General features: G+C 70.8%; 18 protein-coding genes. 3 read left to right on the forward strand and 15 right to left on the reverse strand.

The window, feature by feature from the left end; all coding sequences use genetic code 11:
- Position 1: 1 nt before the first annotated feature.
- A complete protein-coding gene (locus J7E91_RS12470) occupies positions 2-847 on the reverse strand; it encodes a metallophosphoesterase (protein ID WP_214902092.1) in 846 nt (281 codons plus the stop codon).
- 543 nt (positions 848-1,390) lie between these two features.
- On the opposite strand from J7E91_RS12470, the gene J7E91_RS12475 reads away from it, so the two are divergent.
- The gene (locus J7E91_RS12475) at positions 1,391-1,873 is read left to right on the forward strand and encodes a hypothetical protein (protein WP_214902095.1); all 483 of its coding nucleotides are present in this window, start codon (positions 1,391-1,393) and stop codon (positions 1,871-1,873) included.
- 142 nt (positions 1,874-2,015) lie between these two features.
- On the opposite strand, the gene J7E91_RS12480 is transcribed toward J7E91_RS12475, so the two are convergent.
- From J7E91_RS12480 to J7E91_RS12515, 8 genes are all read right to left on the reverse strand, one after another.
- Positions 2,016-5,843 carry an SDR family NAD(P)-dependent oxidoreductase gene (locus J7E91_RS12480; protein ID WP_214902112.1) on the reverse strand — a complete coding sequence of 1,276 codons (3,828 nt, stop codon included), beginning with the start codon at positions 5,841-5,843 and terminating at the stop codon, positions 2,016-2,018.
- Positions 5,840-6,685, reverse strand: coding sequence for a thioesterase II family protein (locus tag J7E91_RS12485; RefSeq protein ID WP_214902120.1), 846 nt, complete (start codon positions 6,683-6,685; stop codon positions 5,840-5,842). The genes J7E91_RS12480 and J7E91_RS12485 overlap by 4 nt, the downstream gene beginning before the upstream one ends.
- Positions 6,682-9,990 (reverse strand): non-ribosomal peptide synthetase, encoded by a 3,309-nt coding sequence (locus J7E91_RS12490; protein WP_214902123.1) that lies wholly within the window; start codon positions 9,988-9,990, stop codon positions 6,682-6,684. Before J7E91_RS12490 ends, J7E91_RS12485 begins: the two co-directional genes overlap by 4 nt.
- Before the next feature lie 83 nt (positions 9,991-10,073).
- On the reverse strand, positions 10,074-10,826 hold the full coding sequence (locus J7E91_RS12495; RefSeq protein ID WP_214902127.1) for a thioesterase II family protein: 753 nt from the start codon (positions 10,824-10,826) through the stop codon (positions 10,074-10,076).
- On the reverse strand, positions 10,826-11,863 hold the full coding sequence (locus J7E91_RS12500; protein WP_214902137.1) for a methyltransferase: 1,038 nt from the start codon (positions 11,861-11,863) through the stop codon (positions 10,826-10,828). The genes J7E91_RS12495 and J7E91_RS12500 overlap by 1 nt, the downstream gene beginning before the upstream one ends.
- 1 nt (position 11,864) lies before the next feature.
- Positions 11,865-13,070 (reverse strand): cytochrome P450, encoded by a 1,206-nt coding sequence (locus J7E91_RS12505; RefSeq protein WP_214902151.1) that lies wholly within the window; start codon positions 13,068-13,070, stop codon positions 11,865-11,867.
- Positions 13,071-13,150: 80 nt separating this feature from the next.
- Positions 13,151-15,031: an AMP-binding protein gene (locus J7E91_RS12510; protein WP_214902166.1), complete on the reverse strand. Its 1,881-nt coding sequence runs from the start codon at positions 15,029-15,031 to the stop codon at positions 13,151-13,153.
- A 79-nt stretch (positions 15,032-15,110) separates the two neighbouring features.
- Positions 15,111-16,517: an MFS transporter gene (locus J7E91_RS12515; protein ID WP_214902169.1), complete on the reverse strand. Its 1,407-nt coding sequence runs from the start codon at positions 16,515-16,517 to the stop codon at positions 15,111-15,113.
- A 444-nt stretch (positions 16,518-16,961) separates the two neighbouring features.
- On the opposite strand from J7E91_RS12515, the gene J7E91_RS12520 reads away from it, so the two are divergent.
- Complete coding sequence (locus tag J7E91_RS12520) at positions 16,962-20,345, forward strand: condensation domain-containing protein (protein ID WP_214902172.1); 3,384 nt, start codon at positions 16,962-16,964, stop codon at positions 20,343-20,345.
- 9 nt (positions 20,346-20,354) lie between these two features.
- Here the strand turns inward: J7E91_RS12520 and J7E91_RS12525 are convergent, their stop codons facing one another.
- From J7E91_RS12525 to cysC, 3 genes are read right to left on the reverse strand one after another with little or no spacing between them, the layout of a single operon-like run.
- Positions 20,355-21,710 (reverse strand): sulfate adenylyltransferase subunit 1, encoded by a 1,356-nt coding sequence (locus J7E91_RS12525; RefSeq protein WP_214902176.1) that lies wholly within the window; start codon positions 21,708-21,710, stop codon positions 20,355-20,357.
- Entirely contained in the window at positions 21,711-22,631 is a 921-nt protein-coding gene (gene cysD, locus J7E91_RS12530) for a sulfate adenylyltransferase subunit CysD (RefSeq protein WP_214902180.1), read from the reverse strand.
- Positions 22,628-23,188: an adenylyl-sulfate kinase gene (cysC, locus tag J7E91_RS12535; protein WP_214902184.1), complete on the reverse strand. Its 561-nt coding sequence runs from the start codon at positions 23,186-23,188 to the stop codon at positions 22,628-22,630. Before cysC ends, cysD begins: the two co-directional genes overlap by 4 nt.
- Before the next feature lie 63 nt (positions 23,189-23,251).
- Here cysC and J7E91_RS12540 point away from each other — a divergent pair, with 63 nt between their 5' ends.
- Positions 23,252-23,653, forward strand: coding sequence for a PaaI family thioesterase (locus J7E91_RS12540; RefSeq protein WP_214902187.1), 402 nt, complete (start codon positions 23,252-23,254; stop codon positions 23,651-23,653).
- 30 nt (positions 23,654-23,683) lie between these two features.
- On the opposite strand, the gene J7E91_RS12545 is transcribed toward J7E91_RS12540, so the two are convergent.
- From J7E91_RS12545 to J7E91_RS12555, 3 genes are read right to left on the reverse strand one after another with little or no spacing between them, the layout of a single operon-like run.
- On the reverse strand, positions 23,684-23,896 hold the full coding sequence (locus tag J7E91_RS12545; RefSeq protein ID WP_214902427.1) for an acyl-CoA carboxylase epsilon subunit: 213 nt from the start codon (positions 23,894-23,896) through the stop codon (positions 23,684-23,686).
- Between the two features lie 3 nt (positions 23,897-23,899).
- A complete protein-coding gene (locus J7E91_RS12550; RefSeq protein ID WP_214902190.1) occupies positions 23,900-25,114 on the reverse strand; it encodes an acyltransferase in 1,215 nt (404 codons plus the stop codon).
- Positions 25,111-25,392, reverse strand: a complete 282-nt coding sequence (locus J7E91_RS12555; protein ID WP_214902192.1) for an acyl carrier protein — start codon at positions 25,390-25,392, stop codon at positions 25,111-25,113. Before J7E91_RS12555 ends, J7E91_RS12550 begins: the two co-directional genes overlap by 4 nt.
- Between the last annotated feature and the right edge of the window lie 24 nt (positions 25,393-25,416).

The following is a 25,416-nucleotide window of genomic DNA, read 5'->3' on the forward strand; positions in this document are numbered from 1 at the left end:
GTCACGCGGAACTCTCCATCACGGAGGCGGGAACAATACGCGCCAGCCCCTGCGGAGGCGCGGGACGACGGCGCCACTCCCGCGGGTAACCGAGTGAGACCTCACGATGCGGAACCCCGTCGCACTCAATGGTGCGGGGGATGTGGAGATGCCCGTATATGACGCTCACCGCCCGGTAACGCACATGCCAGTCCGCAGTCTCCTCTGTCCCGCACCACTGCGCGAACTCCGGGTAGCGCAGTATTCGGGTGGGCTCGCGAACCAGCGGGAAGTGGTTGACAAGGATGGTGGGCAACGCGGGATCGATCGCGTCCAGTCTCCCGCGCGTGTACTCCAGCCGGGCCCTGCACCAGGCGTCACGGCTGGGGTACGGGTCGGAATGCAACAGGTACTCGTCGGAACAGACCACACCCGCCTGGTAGGCGGCATTCAATGCCTCCTCCTTGGTGCGCGTACCGGGAGGCCGGAACGTGTAGTCGTACAGGACGAACAGCGGGGCCACCGCCACCGGCCCTGCCGGGCCTTCCCAGAGCGGGTACGGGTCCTCGGGGGTGAGCACCCCCATGTCGCGCATCACGTCGACCAGGTACAAGTAGCGCGCCTCGCCGCGAAGTTGGACCGGGTCCCCCGGGGGTGTCCACAGTTCGTGGTTTCCGGGCGCCCAGACCACGGTGCCGAAGCGATCGCGCAGAATCTTCATCGTGTCGATGATGTCTGCAGTCATTTCGCCGACGTCGCCGGCGACCAGGAGCCAGTCGTCGTCCGACTCCGGTTGCAGCTCCTCGGCTATCCTGCGATTTTCCGGGTACTGAACATGCAGGTCACTGACGGCGAAAAGGTTTTTCACGCCATTACCGCCGGTACGCAGGGTCCCGTTATTCGTTCCTGGCGCATGTCGCCTACTCTCTAACGGAGGCTTCACTGACAGACCACACTTGTAGTGTACGAGCAGGTGTCGTGTAACCCGTCTGCCCGGCCGGCTGATTCCGATCACACAGGCGATCCGGTCGTGCCCTCTCAGGCCCAACTCCCGCCGACGCCGGACGTCTCACCCTGAGCTGACAGAGAGCGGGCGCCCACGGCATCGTCGGGAAAGCGCTTTAGGCCAAGTCGAGAACCTTGATCATCTCGTCTTCAACCCGGACAACCCAGCCATCACGGCACGGACACGCTCAAGTGACTCATCTCGCCGGACGGGGACGCATCAGCTCTGCCGGGTGTGTGGGAGCGGATACTAGCGGATCAGTGGACTCTTTGTGAGTCATTCGTCGACTGGTCGTAGCTTTTTTTCATAGAAGGTGGCTATAGTTGACACGCTCGTGCGTGACTCTATGAAGGACCCTCGTGTCGCACGAGTGACGATCGGAGGGATCATGATTGCAGGTGTGGCGTGAAATGGACCATCACAGTCGAAGCGTCAGGCGCGGACGCCGAAGAGGAACCGGCAACGATCACCGCAGTGATGATGAGCGTTCCCGGTGGGGCACCGCGGATAGTTGAGCTGATCGTCCGGGCCTCGGAAGAAGGTGAGGTTTCCCCACGAGCCGCACTCGACATCGACTTCGAGATGCTGGCTCAGGCGATGAGCGGGGTTGCCGACCCGTCCTCTTCCCGCTCCAAGAACGAACCGGAGAGCCACAAGCGTGCGGCAGTGTCTGCCCCTCCGGTCGAAGAGAAGGCGGAACGCCCATACCGCAAGATGCCCGACGCGGATGAGGTGAAAGCAGTCTTCCTCAAGCTCCGGAGTGTGGGGAAGGTGGCGCAGCACTACGACGTTCCCCGCTACACCGCTCAGGCATGGGTGGACAGGCTGCGTCGTTTGGGGCACCTGGAGGAAGCGAAGTCGAGCCCCCGAAGGCGGCGCGGCCAGTGAACCCGAGCAAGGCGTCGGCGCGCAGACGGCAAGAGTAAGTGCCCATCGGCAGAGTTCAGGTGCTGCTGATGGAGTACGGGGGAATTCTTCGCGCCGGATGTACCTCCCGGGCAGCACCACAGCTCGGGAGGTACACCCTTGGTCAGCCGGCGATCCCGGCGGCCAGGGAACGGACCGTCGGTGACTCGTAGAGTGAGCCCACAGTGACCCGGTCGCCCAGATGGTTGCTCAGCGCCTCTGCGAGCTGCACCGCCCGGATCGAGTCGCACCCCAGGCTGAAGAACGATTCGTCGCGGCCCACTTGGGACACCCCGAGCACCTCGGCCGCAGCCTTGGCCACCAGCACCTCGAGCTGCCCGTCAGGTGCCACATAGCCGGCACCGCCCGCGCCGAGAGCCGCCAGCACGGCCGCCGGGTCGGGGGAGCCACTGCGGTCCCGCTCGATCCGCGAGGTCACCACCACCCGGGCGAAAATCCCCTGACCGGCCAGTTGGGCCGACACAGCGGCCCGCACTCGCTGAGGATCCTCGCCCGGCTCGGGCACCACTGCCACGGCGATGGTGCCGCCGCGCAGTTGGTCCGCCGCCAGGAGCGTCTTGATCTGCTCGTTCGCGGGGTCCGCACCGATCAGCAGATGCACCGGCCCGGCGCGCAGGGCACCCAGCAGCGCCAGCGTGCCCCGGGCCGGATCGATCAGGGTCAACCCGCGATGCCGGGCCGCCGCGACCAGCGGACTGCCCTGGTTCATCCCAGGACCGTCCCACATGCTCCAGGCCAGACTCTGCGCCCGCCGACCCGTGGCGGCCCAGCGCTGGGCCCAGCCGTCCAACACCGCGTTGGCCGCCGCGTAGGCACCGAATCCGGTGCCGCCGAACAACCCGTTCACGGACGAGAACAGCACCACCACGGTGTCCGGCCGAGTGGCCAGCAGCCTGTCCACGGCCACGCAGCCACCGGCCTTCGGGTGCAGCATCCGGTCCAGCCACTCCGCGGACTCTGTCCGCAGCTCGTGCTCCGACAAGGACTCCCACTGCGCCGCGACCGCGGCCCCGGCAAGGTGCAACACCAGGTCGAGCCCACGGCCCCAGGACGCCTCCGCCTCCACCACCACGCGGGCCAGCGCGTCGGGGTCTGCGACATCGGCGGCGCGGTAGCGGACCTCACCGACCGCGGACAGGATCTCCAGAGCCTCCCGGGCTTCGTTGTCCAGCCGCGCCTCCGGCGTCCGCCCGACGATCAGCAGCCGAGCCCCGTGCGCCACCACCAGGTGCTCCGCCACGGTCCGCCCCAGGCCGCCGAGACCGCCGGTGAGCAGACAGGTCCCGCCACGGGGCAGTACATCGGTGGGTACGTCGAAGACCTCCGGCAACGGCACGGTACGCAGCCGCTGTTGCAGCGGTCTGCCGTCGCGCACGGCGACCACGTCACCGTCGTGCTGCCGGCCCGCCAGCGCGGCCAGTGCGCCCGCCTCGGCGTCCGCCGCGGCGTCGATCATCGCGGTACGGGCGAGAAGCCGCTCCGAGCGTGCGGTACGCACCAGCGCGGTCAGCCCCGCCCGGCCAGGCACCACCAGGTCACCGGGTGCCGCCTGCGCGGCGCCCCGGGTGAATACGGTGAGCTCGGCATCGGGACGTACCCGTGACAAAGCCGAAGCCACGGCGAGGAACTGCGCCGGCACACCGGCGTCTCCATCGGCGGGTGCCGCCGCGGGGTCCCCGGCGGCCACGAACAGGACCTGCGGCACGAGGCCGCGGTCCTCCCCGGCCCGGTCGTCCGTGAGCTGCTCGCCGACTCCTTCGAAGGCCTGCTCCAGGGCTCGGGCGAGCTCCACGGGGTCCGCGCCGACCGGGACTTGAACATCGGCCAGCCGGTCCAGCCAGTCGGGGGCGGTACCGCTGACGATGGCCACCAGCGGACCGGCCGGCCGCTGCCGCAGCGGCGTCCCGGCCGGTTCCCAGGCGACCGCCAGCGCCGGGATACCGGCCTCGTCGCCCGACGGGCCGTCCGGGACGGCGCCGTCCGCCTCACCGCCGTAACAGCGATCGTCGAACCGCCCGTCGCGCCAGCCTTCGAGCAGTCGCTCGCGCTGCACCTTCCCGCCGTTCTGCCGGGGGAACTCCTGGCCCGTCACCGGCACCAGATAGGTCGGGCGCAGGGCCAGGTCGCGGGCAAGGGCGGAGCGGATGGCGTCCACGAGGGCGGGCACGTCGTCGGTGTCGGGCACGAAGAAGACCACCAAGGCGTCGGTGCCGGTGTCCTCGTCGGGCACTCCGGCCACCGCGGAGCAGGCGGGCAGCACGCCCGGGACCTGCTCCACCACCGCTTCGATCTCGTGTGCGGGGAAGTTGGCGCCGTTGACGATCACCATGTTCTTCTGCCGGCCGGTGAGGAACAGCCGGCCGTCGCGCAGGAACCCCAGGTCACCGGTGTCGAACCAGCCGTCGTCGGTGAAACTCTCCAGGTTGGCCCGCTCGTTGTGGGCGTAACCGTTCAGCACGGTGCTGCCGGACACATGCAGTCGGCCCACCCGGCCCTCGGGGAGCACCTCTCCCTTCGGGTCCACGATCCGGAGCGCCACGCCGGGCACCGGGGCGCCGACCTCTGTCACCACCACCGCGCCCGGGGTGCCCACCGGCAGCTCGCGCAGTCCGCCGTCCAGCGCGGCGGGCTCCAGGGAGATGGTGCCGACCGCCGGGTCGTCACGGTGCATGCGGGTGTACGTCACCCCGGACGAGGTCTCCGACATTCCCCAGCAGGGCACCATGGCGTCGGCGGGGAGAGCGTGCGGGGCGAGCAGCTCCACGAAGCGGCGGGCGGTGCGGGCGACCACGGCCTCGCCGGCGTTGCAGATGTTGGTCAGGCGGCTCAGGTCCCACGATCCGGCGGCGATCTCCTCCGCGCGCCGGCACACCAGCGAGAACGCGAAATTCGGCGCCCAGGTGCTGGTGGCCCGGAACCGGTCCAGGCAGTCCAGCCACAGCAGCGGTCTGCGGATCACCGACTCCGTCCGCACGTTGACGTGCTCACAGGTCAGGAACACGTCCCGGAGGTTGAACATGATCATGCCGCCGACGTGGTCCAGCGGCATCCAGTTCAGCGAGACGTCGTGCTCTGTGAAGCCGTTCGCGGCGATCGCCGCGTAGCTCCGGGCGACGATGGTGCGATGGCGGTGCTGCACGCACTTGGGCGTGCCGGTGCTGCCGGAGGTGAGCAGGTTGACGATCAGCGCGTCCGGGTCGGGGACCGACCAGTCGGCCGGTTCCGGGGCGAACAGGGTGTCGGCGGCCAGCACCCGCAGGGCCTCGCCGCCGGGCAGCCGGGCGGCCAGTGAACGTACCCCTTCGAGCAGTCCGGGATCGGCGATCACCGGCGGGCGGCCGAGCAGCCCCCAGGCCGCGACGAGCTTGCGCACCGCGGCGTTGTCCGTGGCGTACTCCGGCGCAGGGGCCACCGGGGTGGGCAGGAATCCGCCCAGTACGCAGGCCCACCAGGCGGTGACGAAGGTCCGGCTGTCGGCGCACTGCAGCAGCACGGTGTCGCCCGGAGCCAGGCCGTGGCGTCGCAGCCCGCCCAGCATGCGGCGGGCCTCTTCGTACAGCTCGGCGTAGGTCTGCCGGTCGGTGCTGCCGTCCGGCAGCAGATAGGTGGTGCCGCGGCCGGGGGCCACCCGCGCGGCCCGGGCCAGCGCCTGCGGCAGCGTCGCCACCGCGTCCGGCGGCAGTACCGGCTCGGGGCCGTGGACCAGCGCCGGCCGGTCGGCGGGGACATCGGTGCCGGCGGGTACGCCGCCGGTGCCGGGCCCGGATGCCGCCCGGTTCGCGCCGGGAGCGCGCAGCCGGCGGTCGTACACGGCGGCGGCGTCCTGGACGCCTGCGGCGCCGGCCGCGATCCCGGCGATGGTTTCCAGGGAGAACGGTGTGGCCGCGGTGGCGGGGAAGGAGGTGCCGGCGGTACTGGCGGAGGTGCTCACGCGAGTGTCCTTCCATCCGGGGCAGTCAGCGATCGGGCAGGGGCGGCCGGCGGTCCGGTGGGCAACTGCCCACTGATCTCGCGAGCCGCCTCCGGGGTCAGTCCGACGACGAAGTAGTGACCGCCCTCGACGCTCACGCCGGTGCGGCCCACGTCGGTCTGTTCGGCCCAGCCGGCCAGGGCGGACTCGTCCACCGAGCCGGTCAGGCCGCGAACCGTGGTGATCGGGACCGGCAGCGGGGGACGCGGCCGGTGCCGGTAGTTCTCCCAGAGCTCGAAATCGCCGCGCAGCACCGGCAGCAGGAACGCCAGCAGCTGCGCGTTGCGGGCCACCGCCTCCGGCAGCCCGCCGCGCTCGTTCACGGCGGCCAGCAGCTCCTCGTCCGACAGCCGGTGCAGCGGCTCCGCGGGCGGCGGTGCCTGCGGAGCGGGCTGCTCACCGACGATCAGCCGCTGCGGCCAGGTCCCGAACCGGCGGCCCATCTCGTGCGCGATCTCGTACGCCAGCAGCCCGCCCGCGCAGTGCCCGTACAGCACGTACGGCATGGCCGTGTACGGGCGCAGGGCGATCGCGCAGGCGGTGACCAGCGCGTCGATGAGGGCCGGCGGCTCCTCACGGGACCGGTCCTCGCGCCCGGGGAGCTGCACCGCCAGGGTCTCCACCCAGGAGGGCATCAGTGCCGCCATCCGCTGGTACACGGACGCGCCGCCACCGGCGAACGGCAGACAGATCAGCCGCACCCGGACGTCCTTCCCGGGCACCCGGCGCACCCAGAGCGAGTCCATCGTGAAGCTCACCGGTTTGATGTCCGCAGGCGCCTTCACGGGGGTGCCCGCGCTCATCGCGCCCCCTCCTCGTCCAGTTCGGCGGCCAGCTCGGCGATCTCGTCGTCGCTGCGCCCCTCCACCAGTTCCAGTGCCTCTGCCAGCGCGTCCCGCTGCGCCCCCTGACCCGTGCTCGCCGCGTCCACGAGTGCGGACAGACCGGCCACGGTGGGGGTGGCGAAGAAGTCGGCGATCGGCAGTGCCACCCCGAACACCGCGTTCACCCGGGAGGACAGCTGGATCGCCTGCAGACTGGTGCCGCCCGCCGCGAAGAAGTTCACGTGGTTGCCGACACGGGCGCCCAGCAGCGGGGCGAACACCTCCTTGCGCATGGTGCGTTCCGTGGGCGTGCTGTTCTCCTCGTCGACGTCCGAGAGTTCGTCCACCGCGGCGAACTCCACGGCAGGCAGCCGCCGCCGGTCGATCTTGCCGCTCGGGGTGAGCGGGACCGCCTCCAGCGGCACCAGCACGGAGGGCACCATCGCGGACGGCAGCCGGCCGGCCACCGCGGAGCGGATCGTGTCCAGCTGCAGCTCGCCGGGCCGCTCCGGCACCACGTACGCCATCAGCAGGGCGCCGGTGCGCGGGTCGGCGGCCACCTCTGCCACCGCCTGGGCGACCCCGTCCACGGCCTGCAGCGCGGCCTCCACCTCGCCCAGCTCGATCCGTACGCCACGGACCTTGACCTGCCGGTCGGCTCTGCCGACGAAGCACAGGTCCCCGGCCTCGTCCCAGACGGCCAGGTCACCGGTGAGGTAGCGGCGCGAGCCGGGCGGGCCGTCGGGGTCGGGCCGGAACCGGTCGGCGGTCAGGTCGGGCCGCCCCAGGTAGCCGCGTGCCACCCCCAGCCCGGCGATGGCGAGTTCACCGACCGCGCCGGGCGGGAGCACACCCGAACCGGCACCGTCCACCACGTAGGCGCGGTGGTTGGCCATCGCCCGGCCGATCGGCGGCGAGGAGGTCCACTCGCCCTCGCACCGCTTGGCCACCACGGTCACCGTGGTCTCCGTCGGCCCGTAGCCGTTCCAGAAGCCCCGGCCACGGGCCCACCGGGTGGTCAGCTCACCGGTGAACGCCTCGCCTCCCACGAACGCCACCCGCAGATCGGGGTAGCCCTCCGGGGCGAGCAGTTCCATGATCGCCGGGGGCAGGTCGATGACGGTGATCCGCTGCTCGCGCAGCACCGCGTCGAGGGCGTCCACGGAGCGCCGCTGGTCCTCGTCCATGACGTACAGGACGGCGCCGCTGAGCAGCGTGCCGAAGATCTCGAACACCGAGACGTCGAAGCCGGGCGAGGCGAAGTGCAGGACCCGGTCCTCGGGGGTGAGATCGAACATCTCCCGTACGGTGCGGGTGAAGTTGGCCGCATTGCGGTGCTCGACCACCACGCCCTTGGGCCGGCCGGTGGACCCCGAGGTGTAGATGACGTACGCCGCGGAGGCGGGCGGCACGACGACCGGGGCATGCTGCTCACCCGCCGGAGGCCCGTCCTGCGGGTCGGGGCCCAGGACCACGCGCAGCGGCTGCGGCACCCGGTCCGCCGTGCCGGGGGAGACCACCACGGTCCGGGCCCCGGTGTCCTCCAGGATCATCGCCAGCCGCTCGTCGGGCTGACCGACGTCCACCGGTACGTAGGCGCCACCGGCGCGCAGCACACCGAGTACGGCGGCGAGCAGCGCCGGGCCCCGCTCCATCACCACCGGCACGAGGTCGCCGAGGCCGACCCCGGCGGCCACCAGTCGCGCTGCGATCCGCCGGGACCAGGCGTCGAGACCGCCGTAGGTCAGAGTGCCGTCCTGCCAGACCAGCGCGGTGTTGTCCGGGGCGGCCGCGACGACCTCTGCGAACAGTTCGTGCAGCGGGGTGTCGAGCGGCGCGCCGATCGGCGCGTTCCAGCGCTCAAGCACGTCCGCGCGCTCCTGCGCAGTGCCCAACGGGGCGTCTCCCCACGGCCGGTCCGGCTGCTCGCAGAGCGCGCCCAGGGTCTGCAGGAAGCGGTCCAGGAGGCGGGCGGCCGTGGAGCGCCGGTACAGCGAGGTGGCGAACCGTACCGCCACGGTGGGCTGTTCGCCGTCACCGACCTCCAGCGCCAGCTCGAACGTCCCGGCACCGGCGTCGACCTGCTCGCAGCCGATCCGCACCCCGTCCGCCTCGACCGGTCCGGTGTTCTCGCCGGTGGTGGTGAAGCCGATCTGGACCAGCGGCAGCCGGCCGGCGTCCGGTTCCACCCCGAGCGCGTCCAGGATCAGCTTGAACGGCAGGGTGGAGTGCTCCTTGCCGTCCCGGCGGGCGTCGCGCACGCGGGCCACCACGGCGGCGAAGCTGTCCGCCTCGTCCAGTTCGACCCGCAGCGGCAGCAGGTTTCCGATGTCGCCGACCAGCCGGTCGGCGTCGTACGGGCCCGTGACGTCGTACGGCAGCCCGACGGTGAGGTCCCCGCGGGCGGTGTGCCGGGCGATCAGGATCAGGAAGGCGGCCAGCAGGACATCCTGCCGCTCGGCATCGTCCTTGGCCAAGTCGTCGGCCGCGGCGGCGAGTTCGAGCGGCAGCGGCAGCCGGACCATGTCGCTGCTCAGGTCGATCAGCCGCGGACGGGGGGAGTCGGTGGGCAGCTCCGTGCCCTCCCAGCCGGCCAGGGCGCCGCGCCAGTACTCGGTGGCCTCGCGGGCGCCGTCCTGTTCGCACCAGTCCCGCTGCCAGCTCGCGTAAGCGCCGAAGTCCACCGGCTCCCGCACCCACTTCGGCGCCTCGCCGCCTATTCGGGCACGGTAGGCGTGGGTGAGGTCGCTCTGGAGCACCCGCGCGGAGCGCGGGTCGAGGACGATGTAGTGGCTGGTCAGCACCAGCAGATGCTGCTCGGGGGTGGCCCGCAGCAGTCGGAAGCGGACCATCGGGCCGGAGTTGAGGTCCAGTCCGCGGCGCAGCTCGCCCTGCACCACCTCGTCCGCGCGCGAGCGCAGCTGCCCGTCGGGAACGTCCTCGACCTCCAGCCGTACCTCGGGCACCGACTTCACCTGCTGGGTGCCCCGGGTGTCCTCGTCGGGGAACGTCGAGCGCAGCACGGTGTACCGCTGGAGCAGATCGGTCAGCGCCGCGCGCAGCGCCTCCGGGGCGAGCCGGCCCTCGATCGGGAAGGCGAAGCCGAGTCCGTAGGCCAGGCTGCTGGGGGCGAACCGGTCGAACAGCCACAGCTGTTCCTGCCGGTACGACAGCGGGGCGGACCGGGCCCCCGCGGAGACATCCTCCAGCCGAGCCAACAGCGCGTCCCGGCGCTCCCCCGGGAGCTGGCGCAGTCGGCGAAGCAACTCGCTCTGTTGACTCATGCCACTGTCCTCCAAGTCAGCATGCAAAACACGACAGATGATGTAAGGCCTTACTGCGTACTGGTTCCGTCCTTGACGGCGGGTTACGGCTCCCGGGCACCGGAATCCGCGGTGAGCCGGTCCGCCAGCACCCGGACCAGCTCGGGCGGCGCGTCCAGGAAGCTGTAGTGGGTCCCCGGCAGGACCACCTTCTCCGTGGGCGCCCAGGCCTGCCAGCCGCCCATCAGGTGGTGCGGCACCTCGACGTCGTTGTCCCAGCCCAGCGCGGTGATCGGGCAGGGCACGGTGCCGGCCGGGCGGAAGTACTTCCGGTTGGCTTCCAGGTCGGCCTGCATCACGTCGACGAACAGGTCGACGAGTTCGTCGGCGGAAGCGGCCGCTCCCATCGCGGTCAGCAGCCCGGCGATCTCGTCGCGCAGCCCCTGGTCGTCCAGGCCGAGGAAACGGCCCCAGGGACCGTCCTGCGGTGCCACCTGACTCGACGCGAAATACTGCACCGGTGCCGGCAGACCGCGCTCCGCGATCCCGATCACCGTCTCGAACGCCGGCAGGGCGCCTCCGCAGTGTCCGAACAGTGCGTACGGGCGAGCGGTCAGCAATTCCCCGACGTCGTCCAGCAGAGCCCCGGCCAGCTCCTCGTAGGTGCCGAAGTGCGGCTCGCGCATCCGGTTCTCCCGCCACGGCAGTTGCAGCGGGACCACCTCCGCGTCACCGATGGTGGCGGGCCAGGCACGGAACATGGAGGCACCACACCCGGAGTACGGCATGCACAGCAGAAGCATCCGGGCATCGGGCGACGGCTCGCGCAGGAACCAGCGCCGCTGCTGAGGTCCCATCACGCCTTCTCTCCCAGCACCACGCCGTTCGCCCCCGGCGAGTCGAACCGGACCGTGCGCACCCGGTCGCAGCCGGCGTCGCGAAGCCAGCCGGCGTACTCGGCCCCCGTGTAATTCCGCCCCCAGGTGCCCACCAGCATGTTCATGCTCATCAGCGCCGCGTCCACCGGCCCGGACTTGTCGTCGTCCACCAGCAGTTCACTGATCAGTAGGGTGCCGCCGGAGGGCAGCGTGTCCAGGCAGGAGGCAAGGAGCTTCCGGTTCTGGTTCTCGTCCCAGTCGTGCATGATCATCGACAGCAGTACGGCGTCGTGCCCGGACGGCAGCGGATCGGCGAAGAAGTCGGCCGCCGCCGTGTTGATCCGTCCGGTCATCCCGGCCGCGTCGATGCGCTCCTGGGCGAGTGCGCACACGTGCGGCAGGTCGACGACGGTGCCGCTCAGGTGCGGGTGCTGCCGGCAGAGCTCGATCAGAGTGGCCCCCGCGCCGCCGCCGACGTCCATGATCCGGCGTACACCGGAGAGGTCGACCGCCCGGGCCATCTGACGGGCGGTCAGGGTGGAGAAGGCGAAGAGCCCGTCCCAGAAGGACTTCGGCCGGTTGCCCTCCTCGAACATGTTCCGGTCCGGGTCGGGCACCGGCTTGGTGGGTGCGTCGGTACGTACGGCCTCGGTCGCCCGCATCCAACCGGGCGCCGTGTACTGGGCCACCATCTGCACATAGCCGCCGAAGTAGTCGGGCAGGCCGGGCACCAGGTAGTGGTCGGCCACGGCGGTGTTGCGGTAGCGCCCGTCCCGCTGTTCCAGCAGTCCCAGCGCGGTGCACGCGGTCAGCAGGATCTCGGCCGGCCGCTCGCCGAGGCCGAGTCTGACGGCCAATTCGGGAGCACTGGACGCGCCGGTGGCCAGGGTCTCGAAGACCCCGGTCTCGATGGCCGCGGTCAGGGTCTGTGCCTTCCACAGCCCGGTCGCCAGGTCGATCAGCAGTGTCGGCTGCGGGTCGCCGGTACTCGTCTCGGTGCTTGGCTCGGTGATCATTTCAGCGCTCCTCCCCGGTGCGGAACCGCACCGACACCCGGTCGAACATGATGTGCCGACCGTTCTCGAAATGCAGTGCACTGGGCTCGTTCAGGTCGAACAGCGGCTGCTGGGCCAGCTCGTCGAGGACCGCGGCGAACTCGGCCCGGGCCAGATGCACACCCATGCAGTGGTGGATGCCGTGCCCGAAGCTGAGGTGCTGGTGGGAGTTGCCGCGGTCGGGGTTGAACTCGTCGGGCTCCGGGAACTTCTCCGGATCCCGGTTGGCCGCGTCGAACAGGAGCACCACCCGGGCACCGGCCGGAATGACGGTGCCCGCAACCGTGACCTCGCGGGTGGTGACCCGCGTGAACCGGTCGGTGGGGCACCAGCGGCGCAGTGCCTCCTCCGCGACGGCCGGGCGCAGTTGCGGCTCGCGGCGCAGCCGCAGTTGCAGGGCGGGATCCCCGGCCAGGGTGTGCACCAGGCGGGTGATCGAGTTCATCGTGTTGTCGTGCCCGGCGACGCAGAAGCTGACGATGACCGAGTACAGCTCCTCGTCCGGCAGTGGCCGGCCGTCCCGCTGCATCGCCGCCAGCCGGGCTAGGTAACTGCCGTCCGGCCGGCGCCGTACCCGGTCGATCTCCTCGGCCAGCAGGGCGTGGAAGGCGGGCCAGAACTTGCTCGCGTCCCGGTCGGTCGAGATGTACGTCCACATCGTCCGCGTCGCCTCGCGGACCCGGCTGCGGCAGGTTTCGGAGAGCCCGAAGGCCACTCCCAGCACCTCGATCGCGAACGGCTCCGCGAATTCGGCCATCAGATCCCCGTGGCCACGATCGACCACCGGCGCGAGCAGGCGGGCGACGATCCGGCGCAGTTCCGGCACCATCGCGCCGACCGCGTCCCCGGTCATCGGACCGGCCATCCGGTCCCGTATCTCGCGCTGCTGCGGCGGGTCGTAGTCGATCGGCGAGAACATCGGCATCCCCTCGGCCCGCGGGAAGTGCACGCCGCGGGCCGAGCTGTAGGTGCGCCAGTCCGTCAGGGCGGCGCGCACGTCCGCGTACCGGGAAAGGATCCAGATTCCGCCGTACGCCGGCGACCAGGTCACCCCCCGCTCACGGATCTCGCTGTTCACCCGCTCCGCGGTCTGCGGGGTGTATCCGGGGTCGTGGTGGTCGAAAGCGGTTACCAGCCGGTCGGTGGCGTCCGCGGCCTCGGTGGTCATGCCTGCCTCCATGCCGATTTCGTCGGTCTGACGAGGTGTGTCGTGCGTGGCGGTGCCGGGGTGCTGCGGGCGGGCGGTGTTCAGCGCCGCCTGGGGACGATCGGAGGGAGGGCGGCCGCCCCGGTGCCGGGGGCGGTGGCCGCCGGGATCAGCCGGGCCAGGCCGCTGACGGTCGGCTCGGCCATCAGATCCGGCAGCTCGATCCGGGCGCCGAGGACCTGCTCGATCCGGCCCTGCAACTGGGCCAGCAGCAGCGAATCGCCGCCGAGCTCCATGAAGTGGTCGTCCGCGCCGACCCGGTCCACCCGCAACAGGTCCGCGAACAGGCGGGCCAGTGCGGTTTCCGCCCCGGGGGCGGGCGACCGCCAGGCGCGCGACGGGCGCCCCCGGTCCCAGTCCGCCGGGGGCAGCCGGCGGCGGTCGATCTTGTTGGAGGTGTTCAGCGGGAACGCGTCCAGCTGTACGTACGCGACCGGGACCATCCAGTCCGGCAGCCGCTCCACCGTGTGGTTGCGCAGCTCCAGCGGCGCGACCTCCCGCGCCGCGACGAAACAGGCGACGAGGCGGCGCTGGTCGCCGTCCACCGTCGCCACCACGGCGACCTGGTCGACGTCGGGGTGCTGACCGAGCGCCCACTCGACATCACCGAGTTCCACCCGGTGGCCGCGTATCTTCACGATGTTGTCGATCCGGCCGTGGTGTTCCAGGATCCCGTCGGGACGGAACCGGCCCGCGTCGCCGGAGCGGTAGATGCGGCTGCCGGGGGCGCCGAACGGGTTGGGCCGGAACCGGTCCGCGGTCTGTGCCGGATCGCCCAGGTACCCGAGGCTGAGGCAGTCCGAGTCGATCCACACCTCGCCGATGCCGTCGACGACCGGTGAGATGCCGTCGTCCTCCAGCAGGTGGACGGTGACCCCGTCGATCGGGCGGCCCACGGGCGGGGCGCTCGCGCGGTCGGCGTCGGTGGCCGTGGTGGGGGTGCACCGAAGGGGCCACGGGTGGCAGGAGTTGGCTATCTGGAAGGCCTCCAGGCTGCCGTACGAGACGGCGACCTCGAACGGCAGGTCCGCCGGCCCCCACCGGTTCAGCCGGTCACCGCCCAGGGTGAGCAGGCGCAGCGCGCAGTCGCGCGGCCAGGGCAGGTTCTGCAGGACCTCGCCGACCGGAGTGATCACGAAGCTCTGGGTGATCCGCTCGGCGAGCAGCCAGTCGCGCAGGGCGGGCGGGGAGGCGATCACCTCGTGGTCACCGATCACGATGTGCGCGCCCTGCCAGAGCAGGCCACCGACCTCGTGCAGCGCGATCCCGGCGCCGGCCGCGCCGAGCCAGGAGCCGCGGTCGGCGGCGGTGGTGGCGTTGATGGTGGCACTGCGGGCGGCACTGAGCGCCAGCCAGGAGTGTTGGGCCAGCACGATCTTCGCTTCGCCCGAAGAGCCGGAGGTGAACATCGCGTAGGCGAGATCCTCGCGGCGCGGTGCCGGACGCGGGGGCTCCTCGCCGGGCACCTCGGCCGGCACTGGCGCACCGGCGTCCAGGGTGATCACCGGCAGCCCTGCGGGGACTGGAGGCATGGGGTTGCCGGTGCTCCGGGCGGGGACCGCGGTCACCACGGCGGCGGGGCTCCCGGCACCGATGGCCCGGTCGAACCGTTCCACCGGTACGGCAGGGTCCAACGGCATGCATACGCCGCCCGCCTTCAGGCAGCCGAGCATGCCGACCACCCACTCGACCGAGCGGCCCAGGTACATGGCGACCATGTCGCCGCGCCGTACGCCCAACCGACTGAGCTGCCGGGCGAGTTGATCGGCCTGCCCGTTCAGGTCCCGGTACGTCAGTTCCAGTTCCCCGTGCCGGACGGCGGGCGCCCCGGGGGTGCTGCGGGCGAACTCCTCGATGCGGGAGACCAGGGTGGTGGCCGGACCGACTTCGCGTACGGCCGTGGCGTCCTGCTGGCTGATCATGTGGTCCTCTCTGAATAGGGGAGAGCCGTGCAGGTCGGTCCGGCCGTACTGCCTGTTGCCCGGTCGGTCGGACCTGCGGTCAGTCGACGACGAGTCGCATGTCTTCCGGTACGTCGTCGGTCAGCCGGGTCACCGAACCGGCCAGGACCCAGAACACGGCGCACAGTGCGAGCGCCGAGGCCAGGTAGAAGGCGGCGGCGTTGCCGACCGTCACGGCGACCGCACTGCCCAGCAGCGGACCGGCGGCGTTGGCGCCCCAGACGAGCGGCAGGGAGACCCCGCCGACCCGGCCCATCGCCTGCGGCGGTGTGGCCTTCTGAATGAGGGTCATGACCCCGACGTTGCCCACGGGCGTGGTGAACGACGAGATGCCCTGCGAGATGATCAGTACGGTCACGGCGAACCCGGTGCCGCCGAGCTGGGCGAGGGGCAGCAGCGCGAACGCCACCACCAGCATCACGTGGGTCACCAGCAGAGTGCGGCCGATGCCCAGACGCTCGTTGATCCGCCGGGACAGGATCGCGCCGAGCACGACCGGCGCGCCACCGACTCCGAGGGTCAGCCCGACCTGTGCGGCGGTCAGACCCAGGTCCTCGTACCCGAACACAATGATCATGGCGAGGACCATGGACACGGCGGTGTTGCCGAAGGTGGCCATCAGCGTCAGATACCGCAGCAGCTTGTTGCCGAAGGTCATGGAGATTCCGCCGCGCAGCTCGACCAGCGTGGCGCGCAGGCCGCGTGCGTGGGTCTGCTGCTTCTCGGGCTCACGGAACCGTACGAAACTCAGGGCGATGGCCGCCAGCAGGTAGGAGACGGCGTCGACGGTGAGCGCCCGCGCGGCGCCGAGCACGCTGACCAGAGCGCCGCCGCCGCTGCGCCCGAAGATGAGCGCGACAGAGCGGCTCAGCTGTGTCTTGGCGTTGCCGTCCACCAGGTCCTCGCGCGCCAGCAGTTGCGGCAGGTACGCCTGGTAGGCGAGCTGGAAGACGACGTCGAAGACGCCCTTGACCAGTGCGGCCACGTACAGGTGAATCATCGTCAGCCCGTCCAGCGCCCAGGCCAGCGGCAGCGAGCCCAGGACGACGAACCGGGCCGCGTTGGACACCTGCATCATCATCCGCCGGTTCAGCCGGTCGGTGAACACCCCCATCAGCGGGGCCAGCAGGACGAACGGGATCCATTGCGCGGCGATCAGCATGCCTACGCCGACCGCGCCCTCGCCGAAGCCGATGACGGCCAGCAGGGGCAGCGCGACCACGCTGATCTCGCTGCCCAGCAGGCTGATCGACTCTCCGCCCCAGACCAGGGCGAAGTCACGGTTGCGGAACAGGACGGAGCGCTGTTTCGCGCTCTTGCCACCGGCAGGAGGAGGCGGCGCGGTGCCGGACGCACCCGGCGGCGACTGGGGTGGGACCCCCCCGCCGGCGCTCTCTGCCTCTGCCGGGGTGGTTCCGGTCCCGGATGACGAGTTGGTTGAGGTCATGCCCTGTGGCTCCTCATAGCAGGAATTCGGTGCGAGACGCTCGTATTCAGTTGTGCGTGTGCGTCGGTCGGCGAGCTCCCTGACCACACACCACAACTGCGGACGGCATCACAGTACGGCCAGGCTGCACCGTACAGCCAGTCTTTACGCACAGTCTGCGCTTACGGCCAGGCCGGCCGGACGGGGCAGCAGGCACAGCGAGGCCTTCCTGAATTCGAACATGCAGGCAGCGCAAGCAAGTTGGGAGGTGGGGGCGCACAGTCGCTGCTCCCCTTGCTGTGACTGTGCAGACGCGATCCGGCCGAAACTGATTGCGGCGTGGCCTGAAAGGGAATCGTCCGAACGGCGACTGTCGTACGGGTGGACGACAAGAACGGGCCCGGTCTTCGCCGTCGTACCGCGACACTACTGGGCAATGTCTGCGTGCCGCGCTATCGTATCTCCATGAGAGGCTACGAAGACTTCATACCCCTTGCGGTTATCCAGGAGCACTTCTGGTCCTCCGACGCAGCAGCGGCCGAACAGGCCCCGCTGACCGAGTGCGTGGCGCTGGCGGTGCCGGGCCGACTGGACGCGGACGCCCTGAGCACCGCGGTCCGCGCGCTGTTGTCCCGGCACGAAATCCTGCGCAGCGCGGTACGCCTGCACGACGGGCGGCCGGGACAACTGGTGCTCCCGGTGCCCGAACAGTTGCCGTTCGCCGAGGTCACGCTCCCGGCCCGCGAGCGTGACGGGGACGCGCGGCAGGACCGGGACCGGGCGCTGTCCCGGTTCGCCGGCACCGGGATCGACCCCGCGGCCGGCTGCGGGATCGCGTTCCTGCTGCTGCACGGCGGCGGCCCGGCGGGCGAGGACGTCCTGGCACTGGCCGTGCACCACATCTTCGCGGACGCCACCGCGGTCCGGCTGCTGCTGGCGGAGCTGGCCGCCGACTACGCCGCCGCGCTGGCCGGGACCCCCTCACCGGTGCCCGAACCCGAGCTGCAGTACGGCGACTTCGTCCAATGGGAGCGCGAATCACTGCTCCCCGCCGTCCAGGACACCGACACCGCCTGGTGGCAGGAGACCCTGCGAGCCGCGCCGACCACCCTGGAAGTACGGCCCGACCTGCCGCGCCGCCGCAGCCGCCGCGGGGCGGGCCGGCGCACCGGGTTCGTCCTGCCGGGGGTCGACGGTCCCGCCGTGCGGCGTACCGCCCGGACCCTGCACGCCTCGCCGTACGCCCTGTGCCTGGCGGGCTGGGCGGCCATGATCGCCCGCTCCACCGGCGACGAGGACCTGATGCTCGGCGTGCTCGCCGCCAACCGGGCCGTCCCGCAACTGGAGTCGCTGGTCGGGCAGCTCGCCAACACCGTGCCGCTGCGCCTGGACCTCGGGGGCGCGCCGGATCTCGCCGATGCGGTGTCCCGCTGTTCGGCCGGGGTGGCCGCCGCGGTCGAGCATGTCCGGCTGCCGTTCAACCGGATCGTGCAGGCTGCCGCCGCCCCGCGCCCGACCGACCGGACCCCGTTGTTCCAGCACCTGTTCCTGCCCCGGGTGGACGCGGTCGGCGAGCTGAGCCTGGGCGGGCAGCCGGTGCGGGTACTGGACGTCGAACGCGACCGCGGCCGGTTCGACACCGTCGCCGAGATCGAAGTCACCGATGAGCAGGTCCGGTTGTGGCTGGAGTACGACAGCGACCTCTACACCCCGGACGGGATACGCGCGCTGGTGGAGGATTACGCCGGGGTGCTGAAGCAGTGGCTGGCGCGGCCCACGCTGCGGCTGCCGGAGCTGGAGCTGAACGCGCCGGTGCCGGTCGGCCCCGTATCGGCCGGCCAGGAGCCGGTCGATGGACCGGCAGAGGAGCTTCGGCTCGACCTGCCTGACGGCACCCCCCTCACGCTGCTGCTCGACCGCTCACGCGGGCCGGAGTGCTGGCCGGTGCTGACCGGGTTGAGCGGGGCACAGGCAGAGGACCTGGAACTGGAGCCCGGCCTGTCGGTGCACCAGCCCGCCGAGCTGCTGCTGGCCAAGGTCCGCACCGGCCTCACCGCCCGGCGCGACACGCGGGGCCGGCTGGAGATCGTGGCCGGACTGCCCGTGCCCGCGGCGGACACTCCTTCGCCGGACACCCGCACGACGTCGGGCACGGACCGGCTCCTGGGACTGGTCACAGAGATCTGGGCACAGGTGCTGGAACAGCCGGGACTCGCCCCGGACGACGACTTCTTCGCCTGCGGCGGACACTCGCTGCTGGCCACCAGCCTGGTGGCCGAGATACGGGAGACGCTCGGGGTGGGGGTGCGGGTACGGGCCCTGTTCGAGAACCCGACCCCGGCCGAGCTGACCGCCCACCTGCGTAACGCCCATCCCGAACTGGACGGCATGCTTGAGCTCATTGCCGGGCTGCCCGACGGCACAGAGGCGGAAGCCGTCGTCGTACCGGCGGAAGAAGCACACTCCCCGGCCACAGAGACCTGCGGAAACGACACCGCCGTGGACGCGCCCCTGCTGTCCGGCCAGCGTCAGCTGTGGCTGGCCCAGCAGGCCGACCCGCACGCGCTCACCCACACCATTCCGCTGATCCTGGACCTGGCAGGACCGCTGCGGCCGGACGCGTTCGCCGCCGCGCTGAACGACGTGGTGGCGCACCAGCCGGGCCTGCGCGCCACGTTCGTCGAGGTCGACGGCGCGCCGGTGCAGCGAATCCAGCCGCACACCGCGATCGACGTACCCACGATCGACCTGACCGGCCAGGACGACGACGCCGCCCGTGAAGCGCAGTTGCAGCGGCTGGAGCGGGAGATCGCGTACACCGGATTCGACCTCACCCGCGGCCCGCTGCTGCGGGCCCGGATCATCCGGCTGGGGGCGGAGCGCCACCAGGCCCAGCTGCTCTTCCACCACCTGGTCACCGACGAGGTGTCCATGACCCTGCTGATGCGGGAACTGAGCACCGCTTACCGGGCCAGGGCTGCCGGACAAGCTCCGGTCCTGCCCCCGCACGAGGTCGACCTCGCCACCCTGGCCCGGGCCGAGGAGAACTTCCTTGCCGGTGCGGAGGGCGAACGGCTGCGCCGGTTCTGGGCCCGGGAACTGGCCGGGGCGGCCGCGCTGCGGCTTCCCACCGACCGTCCTCGCGGCGACCGCGCGAGTTTCCGCGGCGAGTTCCTGGAGCGGCCCGCCTCCGCCGACGCGGCCAGGATGGTGCGCGAGCTGGCGGGCGCCTGCCGTACGACCCCGTTCACCGTGTTCTGCGCGGCGGTCGCGGTCGTGCTGCAACGGCTGAGCGGCCAGAGCGACATCGTGATCGGCATTCCCACGGCGAACCGTACGCAGCGTGGGGCCGACCAGTTGATCGGCTGCTTCCTCAACGTGGTTCCGGTCCGGCTGGACCTGTCGGGCAACCCCCGCTTCGACGAACTCGTGCAGCGGGTGAGCGCGGCAGTGCTGCGCTCCTACGAGCACCAGCAGGTGCCCTTCGCGGAGATCGTGCAGACCGTCCAGCCGCAGCGGGTGCCCGGTACGCACCCGATCTACCAGGTCACCTGCGAACTGCAACTGGAGTCCTGGATGCCCGCCCAATTCGCCGGCCTGGACTGCGAGTACCGCTTCCTCTCCCACGGCACCGCGCGCTACGACATGGCCTTCCACGGGCTGCTGCGCCCCTCCGGGCTCTCAGCGATGGTGGAGCTGAACACCGACCTGTGGGACCGGACGTCCGGCTACCGGCGGATCGATCAGGTGCTGGAGCTGCTCGCCGCGGCGGCGGAGGGACCCCGTACACCGATCGGAGACCTGCCCGGAGCGAGCGGGCACCCGACCACTGCGCCCGCCCGTGACTGACCGGAAGTCTCAGCCGGCGTCGGGGTCTTCGGACCGTACGGCCCCGACGCGCGCGGGGGGCGTGGTGGCCGCGGCGAAGGCGGCGCCCGCCATGCCGGCGCTCAGTGTGGTGCCGTCGGCCGGGTCGATCAGCAGGAAGGAGCCGGTGCGCCGACAGTCGGCGTAGCCGTCGAGGGCGAGCGGTTCCGCGGTACGGATGCGGACCCGGCCGATGTCGTTGGCGACCAGTTGTCCGGGCTCCGGGTGCGGGGAGAGACCGTCCAGGGTGAGCCGGGACGGGATCTCTCTGACGACGGCATTGACGGTACGGGTGGTGTGCTTGAGCAGCACCCGCTGCCCCACAGCCAGCGGCCGGTCGGCGACATGGCAGACGGTCGCCTCGACGTCCCGGGTGGTCGCCGGAGCGTCACCGGACGGGACCAGGAGGTCGCCGCGCGAGATGTCGATGTCGTCGTCGAGCAGCAGCGTGACCGACTGCGGGGTCCAGGCCTCGTCCACCGGCTTGCCGAGCAGGTCGATACCGCTGATCCGCGAGGTGCGGCCGGACGGCATGACCGTGACCTGCTCACCGACCCGGAAGGCGCCGGCTGCGATCTGGCCCGCGTATCCCCGGTAGTCGGGGTGAGCTGCGGTCTGAGGCCGGATCACGTACTGCACCGGGAAGCGTGCGTGGCGGCCGGCCAGGTCGTGGTCGTCGACGGGTACGGTCTCCAGGTGCTCCAGTACGGTCGGTCCGCCGTACCAGTCCATGTGTGCGGACGGCTCGACGACGTTGTCTCCGACGAGTGCCGAGATCGGGATGGCGGTGATCTCGCTTACACCCAACCGGCGTGCGTACGCGGTGAATTCACGGGCGATGTCGGCGAAGACGGGCTCGGCGTAGTCGACGAGGTCCATCTTGTTGACGGCGAGCACCACGTGCGGGACGCGCAGGAGCGCGGCGACGGCCGCGTGGCGGCGGGTCTGGTCGACGACCCCGTTGCGGGCGTCGACCAGGACGACGGCCAGCTCGGCGGTGGACGCGCCCGTCACCATGTTCCGGGTGTACTGCACATGTCCGGGGGTGTCGGCCAGGATGAACCGGCGCCGGGCGGTGGTGAAGTAGCGGTACGCCACGTCGATGGTGATGCCCTGCTCGCGCTCGGCGCGCAGGCCGTCGGTGAGCAGCGCCAGGTCGGGGGCGTCCTGGCCGCGGTTGCGGGACGCCGCCTCGACGGCCTCCAGCTGGTCGGTCAGTACCGACTTGGAGTCGTACAGGAGGCGGCCCACCAGGGTGGACTTGCCGTCGTCGACCGATCCGGCCGTGGCGAAACGCAGCAGCGTGGTGGCCGACGGATCGGCCAACTGCCCGGTGAATACGTTCATTCAGAAGTACCCCTCACGCTTGCGGTCCTCCATCGCGGCCTCTGACATCTTGTCGTCGGCGCGGGTGGCGCCCCGCTCGGTGAGCCGGGACGCGGCGATCTCGACGATGACCTGATCCAGCGTCACCGCGTCCGAATCGACGGCGCCGGTACAGGACATGTCACCCACGGTGCGGTAGCGCACCAGACGGGTCTCGACACTCTCCGCACCCCGCGGACCGCCCCAGTCGCCGGCGGTCAGCCACATGCCGTTGCGCCGGAAGACCTCGCGCTCGTGCGCGTAGTAGATCTGCGGCAGTTCGATCTTCTCGCGGGCGATGTACTGCCACACGTCCAGCTCGGTCCAGTTGGACAGCGGGAAGACGCGCACGTGCTCGCCCGGCGCGTGGCGGCCGTTGTAGAGCTGCCACAGCTCGGGGCGCTGCCGGCGCGGGTCCCACTGCGAGAACTCGTCGCGCAGGCTGAACACCCGCTCCTTGGCCCGCGCCTTCTCCTCGTCACGGCGCCCGCCGCCGAAGACCGCGTCGAACCGCTCCGCCTGGATCTTCTCCGTCAGCGGCACCGTCTGGAGCGGGTTACGCGTCCCGTCGGGGCGCTCGCGCAGCACGCCGCGGTCGATGTAGTCCTGCACGGAGGCGACATGCAGTCTCAGACGGTGCTCGGCCACCGCACGGTCCCGGTACTCCAGCACCTCGGGGAAGTTGTGCCCGGTGTCGACATGCAGCAGGGAGAAGGGAAGTGAGGCGGGCGCGAACGCCTTCAGCGCCAGATGCAGCATGACGATCGAGTCCTTGCCGCCGGAGAAGAGAATCACCGGCCGCTCGAACTCCCCCGCCACCTCCCGGAATATGTGCACCGCCTCGGACTCCAGCGAGTCCAGGTGACCAAGCCTGGGACACGACCGCGGTTCCGTGGCCGTCATGCCACGAACCGTTCCTCTTTGAGCAGGTCCATGAGCAGGGAGGCCGCTTCGTCGGCCGACTGCCGGACCGTCGGGATGACGAGATCGGGTTCCTTGGGCACCTCGTACGGGTCGTCGACCCCAGTGAGGCCCGTCAGCTCACCGGCCCGCTGCTTGGCGTACAGGCCCTTGACGTCCCGTTCCGCGCAGACCTCGACCGGCGTGGCCACATGGACCTCGAGGAAGGCCGTTCCGCTCTCGGTGTGCCGGCGCCGGACGGCGTCACGGCTCTCGGCGTACGGCGCGACGACCGGGACGAGGACGATCACGCCGTTGCGGGCGAGCACCTCGGCCATCAGGCCGATCCGCCGCAGGTTCTCGTGCCGGCCCTCGCGGTCGAATCCGAGATCCGCCGACAGAGTCTTCCGCATCGCATCGCCGTCCAGAACCTCGACGCGGTGTCCCGCGTCACGCAGCCTCTCGGCGACCAAGAACGCGATTGTCGACTTGCCCGCACTCGGCAGACCGGTCAGCAGGACGGTCACACCACAGTCACACGATCCGGGGCTAACCACCATGGTCGGTTGGACCTCCTTCTAGATGCGGTAGGAACTCGCCACGACACCTGAAATACTCGGCACATGACGACAACTGGCCAGCCACACGCGGGACATGGACCCTACGTCGACCACCTGGGTCTGCACTTCGAGCAGGTCGGCCCGGACCGGGTGGTGGCGTGCTGGTCGGCCCGCGGCGACCTGCTACAGCCTCACGGGATACTGCACGGCGGAGTGCACTGTGCGGTGGTCGAGTCCGTGGCCAGTGTGGCCGCCGACCGCTGGCTCGGTGACAAGGGCACCGTGGTCGGAGTCAGCAACACCACGGACTTCTTCGCCCCGGTGACCGTGGCCAACGGTCGGCTCACTTCGACAGCGGAACCGATCCACCGGGGTGCCACCCAGCAGGTCTGGTCGGTGGAGACGGTGGACGCCGCGGGCAGTCTGGTCGCCCGCGGGCAGGTCCGGCTGCAGAACCTGCGCTGATCTGCGACCTCACCACAGGCAAGGAAAGCCTCAGCCCTGCCAGCTGTGCGGCGCCGAGAAATCCGGAATGCGCACCGGGCGCCGCCAGCCGGCGGGGGAGTGGCTGCGGGAGGGGACAGGCCCGGCCCGCCGCCGGGCCGCGGCGCAGGCCAGCAACAGCGCGACGAGAGCAGCCAGTTCCTCGGGCTCCGCGTGGCCCCTCTCGACCCGGAGCAACTTTTCGAGATCACCCTGCCCGGACAGGACTCAAACCCTGTCCGGAGCGGGCCTGAGCACCTCATCGGCCCGTGGTGCGCGCGGACGGCTCCACCGCCGCATGACGGGGCGTTCCACCAGCACGTACAACAGCCATGCGAGCACCAGACTGGTGGCGATCGTCAGCCCTGCCAGACCGAGTACCTCCGGCCATGTCGAGGGAGCACCGGGTTTCGCGCCCCAGGTGGGGGAGGTGCGGCCGATCCAGCCGTAGACCACCACCAGCCAGTGCACCAGATAGAGAGCGAAGGAGATCTCGCCCAGGAACACCATGGTCCGGCCGCCGAGCCAGGTTCTGCCGCTGCTGCTGCCGATGTCGGCGGCGGCGGTGGCCGCGACCAGGAAGGCGAGCGGAAGAGCCGTGAGCGCCACGAAGCCGAGCTCGTTCGGCATGTAACCCGTGGCGACGAACGGCACCAGCGGAAACACGAGCGCCACAGCGAGCGGCAGCCGGATCCACCGCCCGTTGACGACGATCAGCGCCACCACGATGCCCAGCACGAACTCCAGCATCCGTACCGGCGGGAAGAACGTCATGAACCACATGGAGAACCAGTTCTGGCCGGTGCCCGGGTGGATCCCCCCGGACTTCGGCAGCCAGGAGGCCACCAGGGGAACGGCCCAGATCACGGCGTACACCACCCCGAACGCCAACCACAGCCGGGCGGGTGGGATCTTCCGCAGCAGCTTCAGCAGCCACGGGAACGCCAGGTAGAACAACAGCTCGCAGGAGAGCGACCAGGTCGGAGTGTTCGACCACAGGTTGAACTGGAGCTTCATGTCCGGGATCCAGGTCTGCACCAGGAGCAGCGTCGCACCCGCGTCGCGTGCCGTCAGCGCATGACCCGCGGCCGCCGCGAGCAGCAGCGCGGCAAGGACCGTGACCAGGTGGTTCGGATAGATCTTGAAGAACCGGCGCCGCCAGAACCGCCCTACGGAGTCGTCGTCCCGGGCCACCCAGGTCAGCACGAATCCGCTCAGGATGAAGAAGAACGACACCCCGAAAGCGCCGGCTTCGTGCAGGAGCCGGAACGCGAATATCTGGTCCGGAGCCACCCGTGGCAGCAGATTGACCCCGACGTGCGAGAGCACCACCAGGAACGCGGCGAAGAAGCGCAGCCCGGTCAGGGACGGAAGCTTCTGGGCGCGTTGTACGAGCACGGCGCCGGGCAGGTCCGGTGTGGCGACCGGTCTGTGGATCGTCATGAGGATTCTCCGTCGGACTCGGCGCCGGACGGGGCGAGTTCAAGGGCCAGCTCGCGGACCACGGTGGCCCGGTAGAAGTTCCGTACCGGTACGCGCAGACCCTGCTCCGCCTCGATCAGGTCGATCACTTCCATGGCGGCCAGCGAGGTGCCGCCGAGCGCGAAGAAGTCGTCTTCGGGTTTCGCCTCCTGCTCCAGCTCGAGCACCCGCTGGAACACGCTCTGCACGTAACGGATTCGGTCCTCGTCGCGGACCAGGGCGGGGCTCGTCATCGTCATCACCTCATGGTTGGGTCGGCGGCA

The sequence above is a fragment of the Streptomyces sp. ISL-99 genome (genome assembly GCF_018614005.1).
Lineage (GTDB): Bacteria > Actinomycetota > Actinomycetes > Streptomycetales > Streptomycetaceae > Streptomyces > Streptomyces flavidovirens.